The organism is Calidithermus terrae (genome assembly GCF_003574345.1).
Classification (GTDB): domain Bacteria; phylum Deinococcota; class Deinococci; order Deinococcales; family Thermaceae; genus Calidithermus; species Calidithermus chliarophilus.
In genome coordinates, this window is record NZ_QXDL01000004.1 from 12,597 (window position 1) to 34,329 (window position 21,733).

The following is a 21,733-nucleotide window of genomic DNA, read 5'->3' on the forward strand; positions in this document are numbered from 1 at the left end:
ATGTCATGGTTGCGACGTCTGTCGGTTTGGTGTGCCCCGCCTGCCGGGGCGATCTCGACGCGGAGGAACTGAGCCTGCGCTGCGCGTGCTGCGGGGAGCGGTTCCCGTACTTACCGGGGGTGGAGATCCCCGACCTGACCTTCCCCAAGCAACTCGCCGGGGAGACGGTCCGTCACCGCCAGCACTTCGACGAATTATCAGGACAGTACGACGAAGCCATCGCCCGGCTGCTCGAGGGCAGCGAGCCGGTGTTCCGGCGGACCCTAGTACAGCAGCTCCGGCTCAAGCCCTACAACCGCGTGCTGGAGGTGGGCGTGGGGACAGGGAGCAACCTGCCACACCTCCTGGGCGCGGCGGAGGGGATCTCGGTAGAGGGGGTCGACCTCTCGCCGGGGATGGTCACGCTATGCGCGCAGCACCCGCTGGCCCGAGGACACGCTGTCAGGCTGGCGGTGGCCAACGCCGAGCACCTGCCCTACCCCGACGGGGCCTTCGACGCGGTCGTGCACTTCGGCTTCGTCAACGAGTTCGGCGACCCAGGGCGGGGCATCGCCGAGATGGCGCGGGTGGTCAAGCCCGGGGGCCGGGTGGTCATCAGCGACGACAGCATTCCCCGCCACCTGCGGGGCCTGCCCTGGGCTCGGGCCCTGATCACGGCCAACCCCTCCTTCGGCTGCGACCCGCCACTCACGCGGCTCCCGGCCGGCGTCACTGGCCTCGAGGTGCAGTGGTTCGCCAGCGTGTTCTATATCATTAGCTTCACCAAGGCCCCAGCCGGTCCTGGAGCAGGAGGGTAGCTGTGAACCTCTACGTCATCCGCGAGCTCACCAAACGCTACGAGGCGCGGGGGGTGCTGGCCAACGACGCGATCTCCCTCGACATCCGCCAGGGGGAGATCCTGGGGGTCTTCGGGCCCAACGGCGCCGGGAAGACCACCTTCGTGCGCCAGATCACCGCGCTGCTACGGCCCAGTTCGGGGCGCATCGAATTGCTGGGGCAGGACGTGGTGCGCCACCCGGCGGTGGTGCCGCGGTACGTAGGCTTTTTCGGCCAGCGGGCCCCCATCCTGCGCAACTACACGGTGGCCGAGGTGTTGGTCTATGCGGGGGTCCTCCGCGGGCTGCCCGCCGCGCGGGCCAGGCGCCAGGCCCACGCGCTGATCGACCGCTTCGAGCTCGGCGCCATCGCCGGCCGGAGGCTCGCGCAGCTCAGCGGGGGGCAGGCCCGCCTCCCGACCCTGTTGGCGACGTTCATGGGCGACCCGCGGGGGGTGGTGCTCGACGAACCGACCAATGAGCTGGACCCGGCCAACCGCAGCCGCCTGTGGCAGTTCCTCGACGAGCTGCGGGCCCAGCACGGGGTGACCGTGGTCCTCACCAGCCACAACCTGGCCGAGGCCGAGCGCTACGTCGAGCGGGCCGCGTTCATCGACCGCGGGCGGCTGGTCGCGCTGGGCACCCCCGGGGAACTCAAGCGGGCGGTGGCTAACCTGGTCCGCCTGGAGATCCGCATCAGGGAGCCCTTCCTCGCCTCCGTTGAGCCCCGGCTACGCGGGCTGCCCGGCAGCCGCAGCCCCAAGCCGGGGTTCTGGGAACTCACCGCCACCCCCGAGGAGGCCGACCGGCTGCTGGGCCGGGTCGTCGCCCTGGTCGGCCTGGAGGCCCTCGACGACTTCCGCCTGGTCACCCCCAGCATGGACGACGTTTACCTCCGGCTCACCTCCGGTGCCGCCGGCCCAGGAGTGCCCCATGCAGGCTGATCCTTCCCCCACCTTCCGCCTCGAGGCCCCTGCCCACGCCAGCGGGCCCCTCAAAGCCCTGCGCGACTTCGCCTGGCTGTTGCGGGCGGAGCTGTTCGTGCTGCGCGAGACCTGGTTCTGGTACTTCGTCCAGTCCTCCTTCGTCTCGGTCTCCTACTTCGTGTTCCTGTGGCTCCTGGTCGGGCGGCAGGCCCAGGCCGACGTGAGCTACCTGGTGGTGGGAAGCCTGGTGATGGGGCTGAGCTTCGGGGGGATGCTGTCGCTGGGCCAGCACCTGGGCTTCCTCAAGGAGGTGAGCGCCTTCGACTACTACGCGGCGCTGCCGATCTCCAAGGCCGCCTTCGTGGCCGCCGTGACCACCCGCGGCACGCTGCTGGCCCTGCCCGCGGCGGCGGTGACCGCGCTGCTGGCGGCCGCGTTCTTCGGCGTGAGCCTGCCGCCGGTGGCGGTGCCGATCCTGCTGCTCTCGGCCTACGCGATGTCCGGCTTCGGGGCGGTGATCGGCTTCTGGAGCCCCTCGGCCCAAGTCGCCAGCCTGCTGACCCAGATCCTCCAGACCGTCATCGTCTTCTTCGCCCCGGTCTACTACCCCCCCGCGGCCCTGCCCGACCCCCTCCGGGTGGTCGCCCACCTCTGGCCCACCACCCACGCGGCCACCGCCCTGCACGCCGCCATCTCGGGCCACACGGGCCCCGCGCTGTACGCACCGGTCTTGGTCCTGGCAGCGTTCTGCGCGGTGTCGCTGGTGCTGATCCCGCTGCGGCTGGACTGGCGCGCGCGACGTTGAGGCGGCGGGGAAGGGGCCAACCCCTGGCCCTCGGGTGCTGCCCCGCCCGCCGGGCGTGTTCGCGCCTTTCTCGGTCGGGGGGCCTTACCGGCGGACTGGGAGGATCCTCACCAGCTCAGCCCCACCGGGCCGGGCGGTGCCCCGCCGTCGCCTACCCGGCCGGGCCGGGTACCCTCGGTCCCGTGCCCTCCTCGACGTAGGTGAAGCCCGCGCCGAAGGCCTCACGCAGCTCCCGCTCCTGGTGGGCCAGCCCGGCGCGGTGGGGAGCGCCAGCGTCTCCCACGAGGTTTGGGTCGAAGCCTCACCCTGTTGACCCTTATGCACGATATTTACGCCGGTCGTAGCAACGACCAGGCTATGGCGCAGCTGCTGGCGCAGGAACAGGAGCAGGGCGAGGTCCTACGCGAGATCTCCGAAGAGCTGCGCCACGTCCACGAGGCCGGAAAAGCGCTGGTGGCTCGCTTGGACGCCCCCTGCCAGGGGGTCTGCGCCAAGGCCGTGCGCGAGGCCCCGCTGCGCGCGGAAGCATCGCCCACGGGTGCGGTGGTTGCGCGGCTCTATCCCGGGGACTTGGTGGAGGTGCTGCACGAGGAGGGCCGCTGGGTGCGGGTACGCTACTTCCATGCCCGAACGGCCTACCCCAAGGAGGGCTGGGTCAACAAGGATCACCTGCGCCGGGCGTGCTGACGGCATGCGGAGAGGGGGAGGAGCGGGCCGGAAATTCCCCGCACAAGGGTTGGTTGGAGGAAGCCTTAATCGATACTCGGGAGCAGGTATGAAGAACCACTATCCGGGAGTAGGTATGGGGATAAGCCGTCACGCGAGCCCGGCGGCGGCTGGAGTCGGGGCATAGCTGCAAGCGACGATCGACACCATGGAGCCTAGTATGGAGCCTAGTGAGTTCGCGGAATTCTACGACGACCTGCGCCGGATGCTGGCAGGGTTCGGGCTGGGGTGGATCGCCGACCAGGTGGAGGCCGCTCTCGCCCTGGAAACCGATAACCCTGAGCAAAGCCCGGAAGACCGGGCAGCTCGCCGCCTCGAGGCCCTCCTCGACGGCGTGGAGCGGGTGTTCGCCGAGGCCTACTCGGTGAGCGCCGCGGCGTTCGAGGGGCTCTCCTCCCTCGCAGGGTCCGAGATCGTCTCTGTGGCCTTCGTGGAAGGCTCGGGGGAGGGGCCGGACGCTGAGCGCGAGGTATACCGGGTAGACCATAGGATGGTCGACGGGCAGGGAGGACCGCTGGCCGAACTCCGGGAGGCGCTCGAGGAGCTGCGGGCTGAAATCTGGAGGGGCCGTGGCTAAGCCCAGCCTCAAGCGCCTGGAGGGCGCGATCACCCGCAATCTGGCCGCCCTCGGGCATACCGTCTCCGGCTTCTCCAGCGCCTCCGGCGGTGTCCTGCGCGACAACGACATGTACGAGGTCTACGTGTTCACGCTGCTGCTCAAGGCGGCTGAGGAGCAGGGGCTGTCCGTCGGTCTGGTAAACCTACACCCGAGAGGGGGCTCAGGGCTCGAGGCCCGCTTCCGGGCCTCACCCGGAGACCTCCATGCAGGTCCGGGCTGTACTTTCGGGGTCGTCACGCCGCTGCCGCCTCTCTGGAAACCTCTGGCAAGAGGGGCACCCCTTGACCTGTCGACCTACGTCAGGATGATCCCCCATTTTTTATGGCCTCCATGGCATTGGCTCGCCGAGGTGCACACCGGGGTCAAGGTGATGGGGCACTCGGGGGTCGCGCACGAGGCCGACCTGCTGGTGTTGCCTATGTGGGAGGCCCAGGCCGCTCGCATCCGTAAGCGGGCGCCCAGGTACTGGCGCGTCCACCTGGTCGGCGAGTGCAAGTTCTATGCCGACAAACTAGGGCTGCCCTTGGGAAGGGCCTTCGTCGGCCTGGCCTCCGAGATCCGGCGTGGCGACCTCGTCCTGCTCACCAACTCCGCACGCACCGACAGCATCGGCGCCCTCGTCGCCACAAGGCCGCGACTCGCGTATATCGATTCCCTCACGCCGACCAAGCCTGCGGAGAAGATGTTCAAGCAGATCGCGGGGAAGGTATGGGCAAGGCTCTGATCCGGCTTCCTCTCGAGGAGGCTCGGCCAGGTCCCAGGTGGGCCAGGCGTGCTGGCTCGGGAAGCGAGACAAAGCTGATGGGGGAATTGGCCTGGCTGCAACGAGGCCTTGCCGTGCCCTCCCAGACCACGAGAGTAGTGCCTCGAGGGGCAAAAAGGGACAAAGCAGCTCGCTTACTCGTACCCCTCACGAAAGGGGCACTACGCCGCCCCCTCTCCTAGGCCCCAGGCTGCAAGCTCTTGCGACCAGGTGCATAGGTGTACGGTGTACGAGACAAGTCTACTTGCTACCGGGGCTGCAAAGACGCCAGGGAGAAGACCCGCCGGCAGATGATCTGGCTGTACGCCCAAGGACCCAAGCCCCCACGGGTCAGCTGCTTCGCAGGGTTGAGCCGCAACTGGGTGTACAAGCTAGTCCCCCTTTTCGGCGTCGCGCAGCAGGCCGGGGAGGCCCTCCCTAGCGCCGGGCAAGGCGGCGGCCGGTCAAGCCTGCGCTCTACAGTCACAGAAGCTGTAAGGCAGGAGCCGTGAAACGAGGCTATCGCCGTCCGTAGCCTTGAGCATTTCGATTACCGATCGTATCGAAAGGGTAACAGCTCGAGCCCCCTCAGTCTTCCTCCATCGCCCAGCAAGCGACTCCGGGTTGCCACCTATGATCAGCCCCACCACTTGACCGGCGTCGTCCACGACCGGGGAACCCGAAGCCCCGCCCCCCACGTCTGCCTCATGGAAAATGAACGTAGGTATGTTCTCCAAGTGGGTAAGTCTTGGATTAGCCCCGGCCAGTTGGTGAATACCGGCATGGATTAAATGCTTAAGCGGCAGTATGGCAGGAAAGCGACGATCCCCGCGTGTCCATCCGCTAACCCTCCCCACAGATACCCGCGGGGAGAAATCGGCATCCGGCATGAGGATGCTGCTTGGTATGCTCCGCACGTATCGCTCGTTCTCGCGGCAGATTCGCTCCCGGAGCCGGTTGAGTTCACCAAGGATTCCGATCATCTGATCTACTGCTCCTATCCCCATGATCTCGAGTTCATCAAGGACGGATCCGCTGGCGAGCTCAAGGCGTGCCGCTGGCAATGCAAGGTTGCTGGTCAAGATCAGCCTTTTCACCTCGTCGATGGTCCGCCCACGGACCAACGCTTGCACGAAGCCGTGCGAGTGGCCCAACTCTCTAATAGTCTCCTCAAGGGAATAGTGCAGATCTGCAACCTCCTGGTCCAGGTTCCTGACTTGCGAGGTGGCAAGCCATTCGAGCGCTTTTTCACGCGATGTGGCTGCGGTAAGCTGTCTCCATACAAGTTCACCCCCTGCGCGCCTGAGCGCCACAGCTGTAAGCAGGTACTTCAACAAATAGCTATACCCGTGGTTGGCATACAACTCGCCAGGGAGCAGGCGCCGCTCCTGAGCAAGGATATCTGCGATTGGCTCATCGAGGAAGTCCGGACAGCCGTCGGGAAGCGGCACAAATTTGTGCGCTTGTAGTACGGACAGCTCACCCCGCAATCGATCATATTTTCTGCCGAAACGTTTCTGTTGTTCGAGAAAGCTCAATCGACGGTATATCTTCGTTTGACGCAAAGGAACCCGCCAACAAATTTCCTGCTGCAGATCTAAAGGATGAATATTTCTTTTGGTATACTCGGTGAACCCCGCAGTTACGAGGGTTTCGCCCTCTCTTACATCCCTCAATGAAATCCTTAAACTCCTATCACTTGGAGGCGTCACAGGCTTGTTCCCGTCGAAGATAGAAAGTATTGCGAAGTCGAACAGATAATGCTGCCTAGGTGCAGAGCCCACTTTCGCCAGATGGATTCCAGGGATATAGATCAGTCGTACATCGAACCACCTAGTGTAAGTCAGATTGTCGCAGATCGACAGGTCAGTTGCGCCGGCAGCTTTCTCAACGAAAACCAGGGTTTCGGCAGATAAGTTTGGTACGGGTATCGCGTCATTCCAGCTTTTGGCAGAGAAACCGGTCTCAAAACGATCGTGCGGTAACCCAGCTGTCTCACGGAGTAATTTCCAAACCACGTGATGGTTCGTCAATATAAGACCACTTTCTGCAAGAAAAAACCCGGTGCCCGCGGGTAGTCTGACAAGTGAACGCCACAAATTCTCGACAACTTTGTTCGGGATTGTCGGATCTCGAAGGGACTGCGTAATGGTTCTCATATGGCACACAGCCAATTAGTCGGCGCATCCTGGTGCAGATGCGCCGACGCCTTTCTTACACTTTACGTCGCCAAAAACGCGTGGGTCTAGCCATCCCACCCTGGCTTAGTCGCCGTCGCCTGGGGTAAAGCAGCACTCACCCAGGTAGAAGGATGAAGACCCTGGGAAGAGGCCACCCAGCAAATCTTCCATCTCAAAGTCCACGAACTCCACTTGACCAGCAGGGTTCGCGGGCATGGCGGCCAGCTCCTCTTGACTTAGCTTCGCCCGTACCTTGGGGTTGTGTAAAGCCTCCAACATTTGCTGAGTCACAATAGCTCCTCCTTTAGTGGTGCGTCCGTATCGTAGCTATGCAATGCCAGTTTGTCAAGATGGTTCCAGGTTTCATCTAAAACCGAGAGAGTTCTGTGGAACGGAAAACCTAAAATGGTGAGAAAGCAAGTCTGGTAGATTAAGGATCGTTCACTCGCGCAGCAGGATTAAAACTATATCAGGGGAGACGGGGGAATAGGCACTCTGCTAGTATTATCTCCAGCCCAGCCATCGATTCAGAACTTGTTCCGATCGTGAGAGGGCGGGCGCTTATGGTGTTGGCTACCTAGGCCAGGGAGTGAGGACACTTTGAAAAAGCTCGGGTTGTTCCGATACGCGATCGGTCTCACTTATAGGGCCGCGCCGGTTCACGTTATTGTCATGGTCGTGCTGATTCTGCTCCAAGGCGTTACCTTGCCCTTGAGCATCTACCTCAGCAAGTTAGCCATCGAGTCGGTAGGCACTGGCGGGTCGATTCTAACCTTAACGGCGTTATGGGCCCTGAGCATCGGGATAAATATCCTGGTCGAGCCGTTGACCTCCCTGTTGGCAGGAGCCATAAACGAAAAACTCACTGCTCACGTCGCCATGATGCTCATGCGCAAGGCCGATGAGTTCCCGGACCTTTCGCCTTTCGAAGACCCCGCGTTCTACAACGAGGTACAGCTATTGGGTCGACAAGCTACTCATCGGCCGCTTAACACCGTGACCACCTCCCTTTATTTCTCGCGAGATCTGGTCTCGGTGTTAGGTGTCCTCTCGCTGCTCGGCACGCTGGCGTGGTGGCTGCCCTTACTCTTACTTAGCTTCACGTACCCCCACGTTCTTAGGAGCATGAAGCTGCAGGAGATGTCCTGGAATACCCTCGTTGGTAGCCAAGCCGACAGCCGGGCTATGGACTACTTCCGCACCCAGATGCTCTCCGAGGCTCCCGCTAAGGAGGTTCGGCTCTTCGGTCTCGGGGCGTTCTTTATGTCTCGCTACCGCAACACGTTCGAAAGGCTCCACAGCCAGATGAACCGTGACCGCCGGCGGCAAGCGATTCAGCCTGTGCTGACTGCCATGCTGAGCCTTCTAGGGAATGTTAGTGCGTTCGTATGGGTAGTTAGGGAAAGCCAGACGGGTCGCCTTGGGGCGGGTGACCTTCTGGTCCTGGTACAGGCACTGTTCCAGCTGCAGCTGCGCCTGAGCGGGCTCACGACCCATGTAAGCCTGCTAAGCGGTCATCTCAAGTTCTTCGAGAGCCTGAAGGGCTTCATGGGCCGAACTCCAACTGTCAGGTCTGGACCGAGGGGTGCTGACTTCGGCCGGATAGAGTTCCGGAACGTGAGCTTCCGCTATCCTGACGGGCGTGAGGCCCTCCAGGATGTGAGCTTTGTAATTGAACCGGGCGCGAAGATCGCTCTTGTCGGCGAGAATGGGGCCGGCAAGAGCACCTTAATCAAGCTGCTGTGCCGCTTCTACGACCCGACGGAAGGGCAGATCCTGATAAATGGGACCGACTTGCGGGAATTGGCCCTTGACCAGTGGAGGGGGTTTATCTCAGCAGTTTTCCAGGATTTTGGTAAGTACTACCTGACGGTACGGGAAAATCTCGCCCTTGGAAACCTCGAGCTTGCTGGCAACGACGAAGAGCTTCTGGAAGCTGCGCGGCGGAGTGGTTTCCTCGATGTTGTCGACCGTCTTCCCCGGGGGCTGGACGCCATGCTCGGCAAGCCGTTTGGGGGTACGGAGCTATCCGGCGGCCAGTGGCAGAAATTGGCCATCACCCGCGCGTATATTAGACCCGCTAAGCTCTTGATCCTGGATGAACCCACCGCAGCCCTTGACCCTCGGGCGGAGTATGAGTTGTACCAGCAGTTCACGCACCTAGCGCAGGATAAAACAGTGGTGCTGGTTACGCACCGCCTAGCCTCGGTCCAGATGGCGGATCAGATCCTTGTGCTCCAGCGCGGTCGCCTAATAGAACAGGGCAGCCACCCCGAACTAATGCGCCAGATGGGCGAGTATGCCAAGCTCTACCGCATGCAGGCGGAGCAGTACAAGCTAGAGGGTGTAATGCAGATCGATTCATGAGACCGGCGCGGTGGGGGAGTAGGAGCAGCATGGCAAGGACTGGGGAGCACAACCCGGCCCAGGGTCTAGGGTTGAGCCAGCTGATGAATAGGCCAGTCCAACATGTTGCCAAGTGGCTTGCTGCACCGCCCGAGCAAGCCCGACGACTCGAGCCTAGTCTCGCCCATCGGCTGGGTGATACTTGGTGCCAGCGAACGAACTAGGGTATCTACTACCAATTAGCTTTCAATTAGCTTTGCCGCTCCCGTGCCGTTTCAGAGACTGTCCGAAAGCCCTTCTGGGCGATATGGTCGCTTACGGGCTCTAGGGAGAGCCGCTGCCCGACCGGTCCCTCGAGCGAGGAATGGGCGGTGCGAGGGCCGCCGATGCCGCGACCGTCGCCCTCTCACGGTCATCCCCCGCCGCCGGGTGGTGGGGCGTGCGCTCGCCCAGCTCGGCATCAACGTCGCCCATGTTGGGACCCTACTAATGCCTCACTCCGACCCACCCTTCAAACTCAACATAGCCCATAGCAGCTTCTAGAGAGGCGGGTCTAGCAGGAGTAAGCTGGGGACTTCTTCCGGATATGCCAAACGCAACGCGCTGTAACCGATACCCGCCAGTCCATTCATCAGTCCCAGCGTCTCCGCCGGAAACGGCAATCCACACCGGAGTCCGGAAATCAGACCTCTATTAACACCCTCAACGTATTGTTGAAGCTCTCGCCGGTAAGAAGCATCGGACCTGCTTGCCTCTAATAGCAACTCCACTACACCGGATGTGCCATGGCACAGGCTGTGATCCCGAACATAGGCAAACTCTGTCGCCTCCTGTACGGCTGCTCTGACTTCGGACTTGAATATGGGGTCAGCTATAGGCATCCGTAAGCGACTGAGGCCTATGCCTATTGATCCGTGGCACCATGCGGACATGAAGGAACGCCCCTTCCCGTCAACAAGCCGGGACTCGTCGGCCGACCCACGCAAGTCGAGCCAGTTGCCGCGTTCGGGGACGAAGAGGTGGCGCTCGTATTCCAGGGCTCGCTGAGCCAAGTGAGTGAAGCGCGGTTCTCCCGCCAGCACACCCAACTGGGACAGTGCCATGGCGATGCCGGATGTGCCGTGGGCAAGCCCTGCTAGCGCTACCGCAGTACCTCGCTCAGGCCATCCGACACCCACCCTTTGGGCGACGGCATGGCGTTCCAGATGCTCGCCACAGCGGACCATCGCCTCGAGAACCCTATCCGAGTACCGTACCCGCAACAGCGTCCTAAGCCCCATGATCGCGCCGGCTGAGCCCGCTACTAGATCGAAGTAGTCATCCTCCTCGAGGCATGCCAAAAGGGGCTGAACCATAGCTTCGGCTTCGTCTAGATAGGATTTATCGCTCCATAGGGTGGCTAAATGTGAGAAAGTGTAGATCAGCCCTCCCCACCCACTGAAACCACCGGTCAGGCGCAGGCGGGAACCATTCTTCCTCCACCATGTTCTTAGCCTGAGTGCTGCAGCTTGGGCAAGTTCTCGATGAACTGGATGGTAGCGAGACAAATACGCGAGGAAAAGTGTGATACCCGCTGCTCCGCTATAGAGGTCACAGGAGCATGGGGCCATGAACCACCCCCGGCTTGGTGCCAGCACGGTAGAAACCCATGTAGCTTCGCCCTGGTAATGATAGGCCAGATCAGCGATTCGAGAAGCCACGCCACTCGCTAACGCTATTGGATCCGCCACTTCCGGCCCGGTTGGCGAATACCCTACTTCCTTCGCACCCAGCTGGGCCATGGATGCCTTGAGCAGATACAGCTGCCTTCTGAGGTCGGTTTCCCCCATTGATTGAATCCTGCCCCGGGTCACATCCATCGCTGAAGCGTGGAAAAAGCCTTCGATTCTTCCGCCTCGGAGTGCCAACACGTCGCGAGAGTTCGGGTAAGTATAGAACAGTGGGATATCGTTGGCAGCGAGGTCATCGTACTCAAGTGGGGCCACCTCCGCCATTTCCGGCCTCAGCTGAACCAGCATCCATAGGTTGTCAAGGAAACAGTCAAGCATTAAAGCATCCCGCAGGTGGTCCGGATGGAAGGTATCGTTTGCGAGCTGTTGGTACGTCGCGGTGGATCTAAGAAGGACCCTTATGGGTACCTGCGCCAAGCCATCTAGCAAGCCGCCCGGTTTTAAGAACTGGGCTCTCTCTTTGCTGATCAATCGGTACGCCTCGGTGAACCCCTCAGTAAGATACCTGAGGTATTTTGCCGGCTCGACTCCCTCCGAAGGCTGATTCTTCCCTTTCAGGATGTGCTGTGGTTTCCGCACAATCTCGACGTCTGGTCCCGAGTTCTGCAGATGGACCGCCGTATAGGGAATCAACTGGTCATGCAAGGTACCGATGGCGGAAAGATCTACACCTCTGAAGTCGGTTTTTGAGAGTACTCGGTTTGGTAGAATCCCTGTACGCAAGACGGTATTTTCAAACGTCACCTCGTCGATGTCCGCAGCTCGTCTCGGTGACATGAGCGTTTCTAGGTCCACCAGCATCGGGAACTCACCGTGGGCGATGACGTTTTCAAAGTGCTGGTCCGTTGTTCCCAAAACGTATAACAACGCCAGCAGGCCGCCATAGCGGCGGTAGAAACGGTGGTGATCAGCCTCAGTAGTGCACGGGATGTGGTCTATCCACTCTACCCAGCCATAGCTTTGGCGGTCGATTAAGCGAAGGGGCCTTAGTGGAACAGAGAAACCTTGGGAATTCATCCATTCAGCAATTCGGTAGAAACCTGCCTCCGCTTGGATTGAGCGAGGCTTATAGATCACCGAACCCCGTTCGAAATGGAGATGCAACACCTGGCGCTGGCCCGCATGCAAGTCACCATGAGCCGAGATGCCCCTCAGTGATCCGAATTCCTGTTGCCCGAGGAGTTCGAGAACATCAGCGCTATCTTGCTCAAAGCGCTCCACAAACTCGGATATAAACGCTAATCGATTTCTGTGATGCTCAAGCAGGGATCGCACTAGCACTGGGTAGGACCGATAGAATTCCCACAACCTGTCTGGCGTGCATAATAAGCGCGTGAATTGTCTCAGAGTATCCTCTGGTGACGTGCTCTGAAAGTCACCCCTTAACCGAGACAGCTTCATTTCCAACAAAAGCGGACGAAGCACCATCTGCTTCAGCCTGCCTTTATAAATTGCCAGAACATCTTCAAGGTATGGCTCGAAATACGTATTTCTCAAGTCAATATGTAGCTTTCTACGTCCCAGCCACACGAAAGGATTGACAGCAATCCTGAGGAGGCTTTCTACTGTACCATCGGTGTCTGGAAGCACCGCATCTAAGCTAAGTGCTTCCAGATCCGATAACCACTCAAGTTGTTTGGACGACTTTCGTTTTGTTGCTCTGTTAATTGCATTAGCCCAGCGAATCTCTAGCAGCCTAGGGTATCGAGCTAAGGGAGAACTGGTTCTCCATTCTTCAATACGTGGATCTGGCATGGCTAGGGGGTCCGGGCTGAAAAGGTGAGAGTGGCTGTACAGCTCAGGGAGCCTTAGCGCCTTACGCCAAGGAAAATCAACCTGGTAAAACATATGCCAAGTATAAATCTTTTCTCAAAAAACGTATCCATACCTTGGGGGTTGGGTCCATGTATTCGGGGCTTGAAACGGCAGTAGGTTCCTCCTCATCTGAGAAGTGCCACGACCCCCAACCACCACGTTTTTACAAGGGTCAAGACTAGCTATAAGACAGTCCCCAGGGTAAGACGGTAGAGGTCTTGGTCGCGGCGGTTGAAGTGGGACTCGACCTCCTTGGGGCGGGGGTAGAAGGCGTGTTTGGGCAGATCCCGGAACCTGACTGGGCGGGTTTTCGCCGTGCCCCGGAAGTCTTCAAGCCGTTGACGTGGGCCTTATCGTCGTTGCCGTCGACGGGTCGGTCCTCCTCGTGCCTGAACCAGAAGCGCTTATCGTAACCCGCGTCCACCAGGCCGTCCAGGCGGCCCTCAGCGCCGGCCGCTACGCGACTACCCTCGTAACCCCTGAAGCTGTCGGAATAGATCACCGGCGCGGGTTCCGCCTGATCCCCCCGCCGCTGGCGGGCCTAGGCCTGGGCTTTGAGATCCTGGCCGGGGGCGACAGCCGGGCGGTGGTGCTCGGCCGCTGCCCCTGCCCGCCCCACGACGGCCTGCGCGAGCAGCTCCAGGAGTTCTTGCTCGTCGAACGCCTGCGGACGCTCTGACCAGGCACAGCCGCACGAAGGCAGGGGGGCTAGAGCCCCCCTGCCGCTCCTTTGCGGGGTCAATCCTCCTCGAGGGCCGCCAGGAGCCGCTCGAGCAGCGCATCCACCTCCCGCTGCTTCTGGGGGCTCAGGGTGACCTTCCGCAGGCGGCGGCTGGCCAGCGCCAGCCGCGTCGCCAGGTCGGCCTTGGGCCCGGGGGCGGGCGGCGAGGTGAGCTGGCGGGCGCGTTCCTTGATCTGCGTCAGCGTGAGGCCCTGCTCCAGCGCCTCCCGCAGCAACCGCGCACGCGCGTCAGGGTCCTTCACCCGAGCGATGGCGGTGGCCTTGGTGTACTCCAGCCTCCCCTGCTCGAGCACCTCCAGAATCTCCGGCGGCAGGGCCAGCAGCGGCAGCCGGTGCGACACGAATGAGCCGAGGGAGATTCGTCCCAGCGAGGAAAAAACCTCAAAAATTATACTCGATTCATTTTCTCCCACAACGTTGTGGGAGACCTTGCCGCGCTCGGCCTCGCGCAGCGTGCCGAGCAACGCCACCACCTCCGACTCCGCCAGCCCCAGCCGCAGGCCGAGCAGCCGCAGCACCCCGCGGGTCTCCTCCACCGGGTTGAGGTCCTCGCGCTGCAGGTTCTCCACCAGGTTGATCTCCGCCGCCTGCTGGTCGCTCAGCTCGCGCACGACCACCGGGACCTCCGCCAGCCCCGCCAACCGCGCCGCGCGCAGCCGCCGCTCCCCGTGCACGAGCTCGAAGCCCCCCTCCACCGGGCGCACCAGCAGGGGCTGGACCATCCCGTGTTGCCGCAGCGACTGGGCCAGCTCCTCCAGCGCGGTGGGGTCGAAGAAGCGGCGGGCCTGGAAGGGCGACAGGCGAATGGCCTCGAGCGGCAGCGAACGGTCGGCGGGGACGGCTGGCTCGAGGGCGGCCTTGCGCTGGGCCAGCTTCATGGCCTCCCGCAGGCTGGAGGCGTTGGGGTTGGGCTTGGCGCTCACGCGAGCACCTCGCGGATTTCCTGGGCGAGCGCTTCGACCTCCCGGGCCGCCGCCCGCCAGTTCCAGCCCCGGTAGAACTGCACCGGGACGCCCAGCTCGGCCGCCCCCACGAAGGCGGTGGAGCTGGTCCACTCGGTGGCGAACACCGGGATCTCCTCCTGGGTCATGGCCTCGCGCACCTTCAGCGGCATGGTGGTGCCGGTGACCACCCGGTTGATCAGCACCGCGTAGAGCAGGCCGGGGTTGCGGCGCATGGCCCGGCGAACGCTCACCGCGGTGGCCTCGACCATGCTCATGAGGTCGATGACCGAGGGCGTCACCGGGATGATGGCCAGGTCGGCGGCGACCAGCGCCGCCTCCATCAGCGGAGATCCCAGCGCGGGCGGCCCGTCGATCACCACCCAGCGGTAGCCGTCGAGCTCCCGCAGGCGCTCGAGTTGCCCCGGGTCGGTGACCGCCCGGAACTCCGCCGGGTAGGGCCTGTTCTCCGGGGCCCGCATGACCCAGCCCACTGCCGAGGCCTGCGGGTCGGCGTCGACCAGCAGCGTCGGGCCGTCCTGGGCGAGCTCCGCCGCCAGGTTGACCGCGGCCGTGGTCTTGCCCACCCCGCCCTTTTGGTTGACGATCGAGATGACGCTCAAGCTATACCCCCTATCATCACGCCTATCATAGGGGGCACACCCCGCGGGGGGACAACCCTCCGGCTACGCCGCGCGCCCCGCGACCCCCTCCCAGGCCTGCAGGGCCCGCTCCAGCGCCTCCAGCGCGTCCGGCTCCCCCAGCGCCCAGCGTGCCGCGTGCTGGAGCACGAAGAACTCCAGCACCATCCCCTCCACCAGCACGCCGGGCAGTTCCCCGTCGCGCGCGGCCTGCACCAGGCGGCGGTAGCGCTCGAAGTCCCGGGGTGGGGCCGGGGCCGCCCCAGCCCCCAGCAGCACCGGCTCGGGCTGCTCGCCACGCAGCATCGCGTCCACCGCCGCCGCCAGGTCCGGGTAGACCGCGAAGCGCCCCTTGCCCCGCACTTCCAGGGCCATCCCGAACACCGGCCGCCCCCGCCGGCGGCGGCTGTCGGGGTCCGGGCGGCCGATCAGGGGCCACAGCACCGGGTTCTCCAGCACGTCGCGCAGCACCCGGCCGTGCACCGTGACGATGCCCTTGATCCCCCGCTTGCCGATGGTCTCCACCACCGCCACATCCTCGGGGAAGCCCACCTCGTCACCTACGATGACCTGCGGGCCGTGGTTGGCCAGGGCCTCGAGGTAGGTGCGCGCCAGCATGGCCGGGAAGGTCTCCCCCGCCGCGTAGTCGGGCATGGGCACCTGCAGCCGCCGCGCCGCCCCCAGCACCGGGTGGGGCACCAGCCCCTCCCCGCCGATCTCGTTGGAGGTGTCGACCACCACCACCTTGGGGCCGAGGTCCGCGGCCAGCTGGCGCACCACGTCGCGCAGGAAGGTGGTCTTGCCCACCCCCGGCGGGCCGATCACCAGCACCCCGTCGGCCCGGCGCACGAAGGGCATCACCGCGTCGGCCACCCCCTCGACCACCCGCGCCAGGCGGATGGTCAGCCCGGCCAGGGTGCGGTAGCGGTCGCGGATGGCGCTGATGCGGTGCAGGGTGCCGCCGATGCCCGCGCGGCCGTCCTCGCGGAACTCCACCCCGTAGCGGCTGGAGAGCTTGGCCTGGATGTTGGCGAGGTCGTCGGGGCCGAAGCGTTGTGAGCCGTAGCGCGGAGGCGGCGCGCCGCACCAGTAGCCGGGAAGCCGTCCCACGTCGAGGGCGATCTCCTCGAGGTCGTCCTTGTAGGCACGGGCCTCGGCCGCGACCCACTCCGGCAGCACCTCGAGGATGCGCTCGAGTTGGTCGATGGGCACCATCAGGGCCGGGCGTCCTCCCGGTGTACGGGCCTCTCACCGGAAGCGTCCCGAACGTCCTCCGGCACGGTGGCCTTGCGGAGCTTGATCAGCTCGCTGGCGATGATCGCCAGCAGGATGGTCGACAGGCCCTGCACCACCCGGTCGCTCACGATCCAGGCCAGGCCGAAGAACATCGCACTGTAGTAGGTCACGGCGAACAGCTTGCCTTGCACGCGGCGTAGAATCTCCATCTTCCCTCCTATATCCGGCAGCGCAGCACCAGCTCCCCGGCGGCCAGGTAGGCCGTCGGGCGGCAGCGCCCCGCCTTCTCCCAGGTGCGGTTGAAGCGGTCGACCTCCACCGCCAGCCTCACGTAGTCCCGGGTCAGCGCGGTGGGCCGGGGGTCGAAGGCGTCCCCTGCCACCAGCGGCCCCTCCACCAGAACCCGCGAGTCCAGCAGCAGCCGGGGCGCGGTGCGCACCGCCTGCACCACCCGCACGAACAGCGGGCGCTCGGGGGCTAAGAAGGCCAGCGCCGCACCGTAGCTCGAGGGCTCGTTGACCTGGGACGCCTCCAGGAGCACGAGCACCTGCACCCCCCGCTGCACCGCGGCGCGGTGCAGGGCCTGGGCGACGGGCGGGCTGTAGAGCCCCGGCGCCACGTACACCACCTGGCGCTGGGCCTGGTCGATGAGCGCGGCCACCTGCTCCACGCTGGCCACCGCCTCCGTGCCCGGCTGCCGGGCCAGCGCCACGCCCAGCAGCAGCGCCAGCAGCGCCTGCGGGCGGCCCCTCACGCGCCTTCCCCCTCCTCCTGGGCCCACCCCCCGGCGGGGGCCTCGGCCGTGGAGCGGTAGCTGACGTACGCCTCCGCCTCCCACAGGGCGAGGTTGTGCCGCCCCCAGGGGCACTTGGCGGGCACCAGGTAGTGCAGGCCGCGGCGGTAGCGCACGAAGCCGTAACGCTGCAGCGCGGCGAGCTGCTCCGCGGGCAGCGGCACCAGGGTCAGCGCCTGGCTGAGGATGAAGCGGCTCACCCGGCCGGGGCGGCCCTCGGCCTGCACCGGGATCTTCTCCTGGGCCACCCGCCGCATCCAGTCCTCGAAGACCCGCTGCGCCTCGGCGGGGGAGAGGTCATGGGGACGATCCCCTTCGGGACGGGCTGACGCCCGTACACCGACCGGACGATCCCCTGTCAGGACAGCCTGCGGCTGTGCACCAAGGGGTAGCCCCCCTTCGGGGGCGGGTAAGCCCGCCGCGCCAGACGCCCCCTCCGCCGGGGCCCCGGAGGGCGCGGCGGCAGCGGCCTGCGGCAGGGGGGCGGGCTCTTCCGCCGCGCCCTCGAGGAAGCGCCGCGCCTCGCGGATCCAGCGCTCGCCGATGCCCCGCTGCAGGTGGGCGTTCCTCCAGGCCAGCATCGCCCGGTGCACCCAGGCGACGGGGTTGCCCTCGGACTCCGGGCGCTCAATGGGGTAGCTGCGCAGCCGGATGGGCGGGAAGCCGCGCACCACGGCGATCAGCTCGCCCAGCTCCATGCGCTGCAGCTCGTCGATGTTGATGAGGGCGGTGGTCTTCTCCTCCGCGCTCACCGAGCGCACGACCTTCTTGCGGAACTCGTCGGGCACCTGGCTCTCGCCCACCCGGTACTGCTCGATGGACACCTCGCCGAGCACCTCCGACCAGTACGCGGCGTCGTTCTGGGTGAAGGAGCCGGGCAGGATGAGGGTGGTGCCGATGTTGTTGTCCACCGTGGCGGCCCAGCCGATCTCGCCGTAGATGTTCATGGCCTGGCTGCGGTTCTGCAGCGCCATGTGCAGGCTGATGTTGCGGCTGCGCAGGGTGGCCAGGTCGTCGTTGAGGTTGGGCAGGAAGCCGAAGAGGGCGAACTCGTCGTAGTAGTAGTTGATGTGGATGGGCAGCGGCTTGCCCAGCCGCTCGGCCAGGGACAGCATGCGGGAGTCGAGGTAGCGCTTGAAGAACCGCAGGATGGCCCGCCCCGACGACCCCCGGATGTACGACTCCGGTAACACCAGGTGGATCATGCCCGGGGTGAGGAGCACCTGGTCCAAGTCCACCTCCCGCTCCCCCGGGGAGAAGGTCTCCACGGCCGAGTCCAGGCGGAAGATCGTGAGGTCCTCGACCAGGCGGTTGATCGCCCCGCTGAAGACCTTCTTGTCGGTCTCGAGGGTGGAGCGGATCTCGTCGGCGGCGGCCCGGCGCCCGGCGAACCACTGGCGCAGCGACTCCATGCCCAGGTTGGCCACGTTGTAGACCTCGCGGAAGTTCCGCAGCTCGCGCGGGCCCAGCGCCAGGCCGTGGACGATGCCCGCCAGCAGCAGGCGGGCGTTGGCGGTGTAGACCTTGGCCCCGGGGTCCTCGCCGGCCTCGAGGTCGGGCGGGTAGATCAGCCGGGCGATGTCGAGGGCCTGGTCGTAGCCTTTCACCTCGGCCAGCACCGGGATCTGGATGCCGTTGCCCCGCTCGAAGGGGTTGATGATCACCACCTGGCGTCCGAAAGCGCGGAAGTAGTCGCGCAGGTCTACGTAAGAGTCGTTGGGGTTGGGGTACTTGGTGTCCAGCACCACCGCGATGTTGCCCTCGGCGGCGTCGAGGGCGATGCGCGGGCGGAAGCTGCCCACCGTCTTGCCGCCGCCGGTGCCGGCGTAGGTGATCGAGTGCACGTCGTTGATGCGCTTGGTGGGGCGCAGGAAGTGGCGCTTCTTGGGGTTGTCGGGGTCGGTCCAGACCCCCAGGTAGCCGGTGAGGGTCAAGGGGGTCATGCCCTTGAGCGCCGCGTCGACGATCTGCTCGGGGCGGCGGCGCTCGACGAGGGGGGCGATGTCGTGCTCGTTGGCCCAGCGCTGGGTGAGGGTCTTGCGCGGCTGGAGTTTACGCCGCTTGAGGATAGGGGAGAGCCCCACCACCAGCGCCACGAACGCCAGGGTGATCTCGGCGTTGCCCAGCGTGCCGCGCTGCAACGCCTGAGCGCAGGTGGGCTGGTTGAGACAGCGCCAGTAAAACGCCCCCGTGCCCTCCGCCTTAAGGTAGGCGCCCCAGCCCGCCAGCTCCAGCCGCGCCCGGTTGGCCTCCATCTGCCGGAAGGTGACCCAGCCCAGCGCGCCCAGGCACGCCAGGGCCCACGCCACCCCCAGCAGCAGCCGCCGGGGGCTCAGCCGCGAGAAGACCACCGCCCCGCTCACGCGCCCCCCCTGCGCTTGAGCCAGCCGTAGACATAGAGCACGTCCCGCACGTACCGGCGGGTCTCGGGGAAGGGGGGAATGCCCCCGTACTTGCGCACCGCGGTGGGCCCGGCGTTGTAGGCCGCCAGGGCCCGCGGCCAGTCGCCGAAGGCCTCCCACAACGAGCGCAGGTAGTGGGCCGCGCCCCACAGGTTCCAGTCGGGGTCGTGCAGCCGGTCCGGCGGGATGCCCAGCCCCCGCGCGGTGGCCGGCATCAGCTGCCCCAGCCCCCGCGCGCCGTCGGGCGAGACGGCCTGCACGCAGTAGCGGCTCTCCACCCACACCAGCGCCCCCAGCAGCTCGGGCTCGAGGGCCTGGGCCCGGGCGTAACGCTCGGTCTTGGCCCACAGCTCCCCGGGGATGCGCCCGCAGGCCTGAGCCTGCGGGGCCAGCAGCGCCAGCCCCGCCCCGAGCCCCAGGCGCAGCAGTGCACAGCGCAACGACCACACCATCAGCGCCGAGTCTACGCTATACCAAAGGCCGATAGGATTTAATCATGAGAGCGGCGGCGGGTGAACCCGCCGCCGGCCTTAAAACCGTGCTGTGCCTCTTGGTGCGCGCCCGCGGCCTACTCCCTACTCGTGCAGGGGGATGGGCACCGCCTTGATGAACTCCGGCACCTCCGGCACCGCGTAGACCGCATGGGCCCCCGCGGGGGCCCCGGGGTCGCCGAAGATCCCGGCCACGACCGGCACCCGCGGGGGCTCGGCGGGCCAGGGGGTGAAGCCGTCGGTGAGGACGACCACCAGGTCCACCTTCGGGCGCAGCTCGAGGGCCGCCTCGATCCCCACGCGCATGTCGGTGCCCCCGCCGCCCAGCAGCACGACCTCGTGGGCGCGGCGGACCTTCTGGGCCTGGGCCGCGGCGGCGTCCACCGCGAGGGCCCACACCTCGGCGCCCGCCTTCCTCAGCAGCGCGTCCACCTCGACCAGGGCGTGGGCCAGCATGCGGTCGCTGACCGAGCCCGAGGTGTCGATGACCACCGCCACCCGCGGCCGCACGTCGTAGCTCCCCGGCATCAGCACCCGCCCGAAGGCCGCCTGGCGGCGGTAGGGCCGCTCGTGGGTCGCCCGGGCGCGCCCTTGCACCCGGCGCAACCCCTCGCGCACCCGGCCCTGCAGGACCCGCCGCCAGGGGACGACGGGGTTCACGACCCCCTCGGCCCAGCGCACCATCCCCGCGGGCAGGGTGCCGCGTGAGCGGTGGTGCTCGAGCACCCGCCGGGCCACCTCCTCGCGCAGCTGCGCGGCCTGCACCTCGCCCACCGCGGGGTGCTCGGCGTGGTCGCGGGGCAGCTCCCAGGGCCGCTCGAGGCCGTCCGCCCCCGAGCCATGGTCCCAGGCGGCCGCGGAGGGCCGGCCCGGTTCCGCCGCGCCAGGGGGAGGGGAGGCGCCGTCGCCCTCGCCCTCAGCGCCCACCCCGCCGTCGAGCCCGTCCCCCTCCCCCTGGAAGGGGTCCTCCTTGCCCTGCTCGAGCAGGGCGCGGTAGTACGCCTCCTCCAGCCCGCCGGGCTCCAGGCCCAGGCGCTCGGGGTAGATAACCCCCTCGGGGAGGGTGAAGCCCAGCTCCTGCGCCCCGTCGTTGATGGCGGCGTCGGTGGCCAGGTTCCACAGCCAGTGGGTCCGGCGGTCCACCTCCATCTCCCGCGCGCGGGCGTGGTGGGCCCGCAGCAGGTGCTCGAGCTCGTGCCACAGCACCCCCACGAGCTCGCGCTCGCTGAGCTTGTCCGCGAAGGAGGGGTTGGCGTACAAACGCCACCCCTCGTCGACCGCCATGGTGGGCACCGCCTCGGTCGAGACCAGCCTCAGGGCCCACAGCCCCGGCGTGAAGTAGGGGGCCTTGCTGCCCAAGCCCAGCCGCGCAACCTTGATCTTCTCCATACTTACCTCCTATCAGGAGAAATTGTACCATTAGATTTTGCGCGCGGCGCGGCCCGTTACGCTTCCGGGCGGCAGCCCCCAGGCGCTGGCGCGCTGGGTCGAGGAGCGCGCCCAGCAGGGCTAGCCGCCATACCCGAGCGCAACAGGCGCCAAATCCGGTGTCGGACTACTTGGGTGATCCAGGTTGCACGCCCGTGACGAGCGGCCGGGGCGCCGTATGAAACCTGAGCAGCCATGGGTTCGAAGCCTATCAGGCCTGCGGAAGACGGCAGGGAAGAGTAGGACAGGTGGGCGGTGTCGGACTACTCGGGTGGACTGGCACCCCACTGGCCTCGGGATCATCCCGGCGCTTGTAGCGCCGGCCCAGGGGCGTTGGGCCGGCGCAGAGGGGTAG

At 65.4% G+C, this 21,733-nt stretch carries 20 protein-coding genes; 8 read left to right on the plus strand and 12 right to left on the minus strand.

Going from position 1 to position 21,733, the window contains the following annotated elements:
• The first annotated feature begins 5 nt into the window (after window positions 1–5).
• The 3 genes from Mterra_RS01065 to Mterra_RS01075 are packed head-to-tail and all read left to right on the plus strand — an operon-like array spanning window position 6 to window position 2,546.
• A complete protein-coding gene (locus Mterra_RS01065) occupies window positions 6–797 on the plus strand; it encodes a methyltransferase domain-containing protein (RefSeq protein WP_119313474.1) in 792 nt (263 codons plus the stop codon).
• A 2-nt stretch (window positions 798–799) separates the two neighbouring features.
• Window positions 800–1,759, plus strand: coding sequence for an ABC transporter ATP-binding protein (locus tag Mterra_RS01070; protein WP_119313475.1), 960 nt, complete (start codon window positions 800–802; stop codon window positions 1,757–1,759).
• Window positions 1,749–2,546 carry an ABC transporter permease gene (locus Mterra_RS01075; RefSeq protein ID WP_147371669.1) on the plus strand — a complete coding sequence of 266 codons (798 nt, stop codon included), beginning with the start codon at window positions 1,749–1,751 and terminating at the stop codon, window positions 2,544–2,546. Before Mterra_RS01070 ends, Mterra_RS01075 begins: the two co-directional genes overlap by 11 nt.
• A gap of 151 nt (window positions 2,547–2,697) precedes the next feature.
• Here Mterra_RS01075 and Mterra_RS23365 read toward each other — a convergent pair whose 3' ends face one another.
• Entirely contained in the window at window positions 2,698–2,829 is a 132-nt protein-coding gene (locus tag Mterra_RS23365; protein WP_275053880.1) for a hypothetical protein, read from the minus strand.
• Window positions 2,830–2,903: 74 nt separating this feature from the next.
• Here Mterra_RS23365 and Mterra_RS01080 point away from each other — a divergent pair, with 74 nt between their 5' ends.
• The 3 genes from Mterra_RS01080 (at window position 2,904) to Mterra_RS01090 (ending at window position 4,615) form a co-directional block, all read left to right on the plus strand.
• Window positions 2,904–3,233 carry an SH3 domain-containing protein gene (locus Mterra_RS01080; protein WP_160442795.1) on the plus strand — a complete coding sequence of 110 codons (330 nt, stop codon included), beginning with the start codon at window positions 2,904–2,906 and terminating at the stop codon, window positions 3,231–3,233.
• Between the two features lie 199 nt (window positions 3,234–3,432).
• Complete coding sequence (locus Mterra_RS01085) at window positions 3,433–3,849, plus strand: hypothetical protein (protein ID WP_147372485.1); 417 nt, start codon at window positions 3,433–3,435, stop codon at window positions 3,847–3,849.
• Window positions 3,842–4,615 (plus strand): hypothetical protein, encoded by a 774-nt coding sequence (locus Mterra_RS01090; protein ID WP_119313478.1) that lies wholly within the window; start codon window positions 3,842–3,844, stop codon window positions 4,613–4,615. The genes Mterra_RS01085 and Mterra_RS01090 overlap by 8 nt, the downstream gene beginning before the upstream one ends.
• A 482-nt stretch (window positions 4,616–5,097) precedes the next feature.
• Here Mterra_RS01090 and Mterra_RS01095 read toward each other — a convergent pair whose 3' ends face one another.
• Both Mterra_RS01095 and Mterra_RS23605 read right to left on the minus strand, forming a co-directional pair.
• Window positions 5,098–6,792, minus strand: a complete 1,695-nt coding sequence (locus tag Mterra_RS01095) for a S46 family peptidase (RefSeq protein WP_119313479.1) — start codon at window positions 6,790–6,792, stop codon at window positions 5,098–5,100.
• A gap of 105 nt (window positions 6,793–6,897) precedes the next feature.
• Complete coding sequence (locus tag Mterra_RS23605; protein WP_420836686.1) at window positions 6,898–7,092, minus strand: mersacidin/lichenicidin family type 2 lantibiotic; 195 nt, start codon at window positions 7,090–7,092, stop codon at window positions 6,898–6,900.
• 321 nt (window positions 7,093–7,413) lie between these two features.
• Between Mterra_RS23605 and Mterra_RS01105 the strand changes: the two genes are divergently transcribed.
• A complete protein-coding gene (locus tag Mterra_RS01105; RefSeq protein WP_147372486.1) occupies window positions 7,414–9,180 on the plus strand; it encodes an ABC transporter ATP-binding protein in 1,767 nt (588 codons plus the stop codon).
• 518 nt (window positions 9,181–9,698) lie between these two features.
• Here the strand turns inward: Mterra_RS01105 and Mterra_RS01110 are convergent.
• Window positions 9,699–12,737, minus strand: a complete 3,039-nt coding sequence (locus tag Mterra_RS01110) for a type 2 lanthipeptide synthetase LanM family protein (RefSeq protein ID WP_119313482.1) — start codon at window positions 12,735–12,737, stop codon at window positions 9,699–9,701.
• A gap of 352 nt (window positions 12,738–13,089) precedes the next feature.
• Here Mterra_RS01110 and Mterra_RS01115 point away from each other — a divergent pair, with 352 nt between their 5' ends.
• Window positions 13,090–13,383 carry a hypothetical protein gene (locus Mterra_RS01115; protein WP_147372487.1) on the plus strand — a complete coding sequence of 98 codons (294 nt, stop codon included), beginning with the start codon at window positions 13,090–13,092 and terminating at the stop codon, window positions 13,381–13,383.
• 59 nt (window positions 13,384–13,442) lie between these two features.
• Here Mterra_RS01115 and Mterra_RS01120 read toward each other — a convergent pair whose 3' ends face one another.
• The 8 genes from Mterra_RS01120 to Mterra_RS01155 all read right to left on the minus strand — a co-directional run bounded on the left by Mterra_RS01120 (window position 13,443) and on the right by Mterra_RS01155 (window position 21,339).
• Entirely contained in the window at window positions 13,443–14,369 is a 927-nt protein-coding gene (locus Mterra_RS01120; RefSeq protein WP_119313484.1) for a ParB/RepB/Spo0J family partition protein, read from the minus strand.
• A complete protein-coding gene (locus Mterra_RS01125; RefSeq protein ID WP_119313485.1) occupies window positions 14,366–15,010 on the minus strand; it encodes a ParA family protein in 645 nt (214 codons plus the stop codon). Before Mterra_RS01125 ends, Mterra_RS01120 begins: the two co-directional genes overlap by 4 nt.
• A gap of 63 nt (window positions 15,011–15,073) precedes the next feature.
• Window positions 15,074–16,243, minus strand: coding sequence for an AAA family ATPase (locus Mterra_RS01130; RefSeq protein WP_119313486.1), 1,170 nt, complete (start codon window positions 16,241–16,243; stop codon window positions 15,074–15,076).
• The gene (locus tag Mterra_RS01135; protein WP_119313487.1) at window positions 16,243–16,473 is read right to left on the minus strand and encodes a hypothetical protein; all 231 of its coding nucleotides are present in this window, start codon (window positions 16,471–16,473) and stop codon (window positions 16,243–16,245) included. Before Mterra_RS01135 ends, Mterra_RS01130 begins: the two co-directional genes overlap by 1 nt.
• 8 nt (window positions 16,474–16,481) lie before the next feature.
• Window positions 16,482–17,018 carry a phospholipase D-like domain-containing protein gene (locus Mterra_RS22095; RefSeq protein WP_170159508.1) on the minus strand — a complete coding sequence of 179 codons (537 nt, stop codon included), beginning with the start codon at window positions 17,016–17,018 and terminating at the stop codon, window positions 16,482–16,484.
• Window positions 17,015–19,420: a type IV secretory system conjugative DNA transfer family protein gene (locus Mterra_RS01145; protein ID WP_119313488.1), complete on the minus strand. Its 2,406-nt coding sequence runs from the start codon at window positions 19,418–19,420 to the stop codon at window positions 17,015–17,017. The genes Mterra_RS22095 and Mterra_RS01145 overlap by 4 nt, the downstream gene beginning before the upstream one ends.
• Window positions 19,417–19,911, minus strand: coding sequence for a lytic transglycosylase domain-containing protein (locus tag Mterra_RS01150; protein WP_119313489.1), 495 nt, complete (start codon window positions 19,909–19,911; stop codon window positions 19,417–19,419). The genes Mterra_RS01145 and Mterra_RS01150 overlap by 4 nt, the downstream gene beginning before the upstream one ends.
• A gap of 123 nt (window positions 19,912–20,034) precedes the next feature.
• Window positions 20,035–21,339, minus strand: coding sequence for a vWA domain-containing protein (locus Mterra_RS01155; protein WP_119313490.1), 1,305 nt, complete (start codon window positions 21,337–21,339; stop codon window positions 20,035–20,037).
• Window positions 21,340–21,733: the final 394 nt, after the last annotated feature.

What these genes read in the sequence shown, in the direction of transcription:
- Mterra_RS01065 (WP_119313474.1), top strand. Translation starts at nt 6, where the DNA reads ATGGTTGCGACGTCTGTCGGTTTGGTGTGCCCCGCCTGCCGGGGCGAT.
- Mterra_RS01075 (WP_147371669.1), top strand. Translation starts at nt 1,749, where the DNA reads ATGCAGGCTGATCCTTCCCCCACCTTCCGCCTCGAGGCCCCTGCCCAC.
- Mterra_RS01080 (WP_160442795.1), top strand. Translation starts at nt 2,904, where the DNA reads ATGGCGCAGCTGCTGGCGCAGGAACAGGAGCAGGGCGAGGTCCTACGC.
- Mterra_RS01085 (WP_147372485.1), top strand. Translation starts at nt 3,433, where the DNA reads ATGGAGCCTAGTGAGTTCGCGGAATTCTACGACGACCTGCGCCGGATG.
- Mterra_RS01095 (WP_119313479.1), bottom strand. Translation starts at nt 6,792, where the DNA reads ATGAGAACCATTACGCAGTCCCTTCGAGATCCGACAATCCCGAACAAA.
- Mterra_RS23605 (WP_420836686.1), bottom strand. Translation starts at nt 7,092, where the DNA reads ATGTTGGAGGCTTTACACAACCCCAAGGTACGGGCGAAGCTAAGTCAA.
- Mterra_RS01110 (WP_119313482.1), bottom strand. Translation starts at nt 12,737, where the DNA reads ATGTTTTACCAGGTTGATTTTCCTTGGCGTAAGGCGCTAAGGCTCCCT.
- Mterra_RS01130 (WP_119313486.1), bottom strand. Translation starts at nt 16,243, where the DNA reads ATGGTGCCCATCGACCAACTCGAGCGCATCCTCGAGGTGCTGCCGGAG.
- Mterra_RS01135 (WP_119313487.1), bottom strand. Translation starts at nt 16,473, where the DNA reads ATGGAGATTCTACGCCGCGTGCAAGGCAAGCTGTTCGCCGTGACCTAC.
- Mterra_RS01150 (WP_119313489.1), bottom strand. Translation starts at nt 19,911, where the DNA reads ATGGTGTGGTCGTTGCGCTGTGCACTGCTGCGCCTGGGGCTCGGGGCG.
- Mterra_RS01155 (WP_119313490.1), bottom strand. Translation starts at nt 21,339, where the DNA reads ATGGAGAAGATCAAGGTTGCGCGGCTGGGCTTGGGCAGCAAGGCCCCC.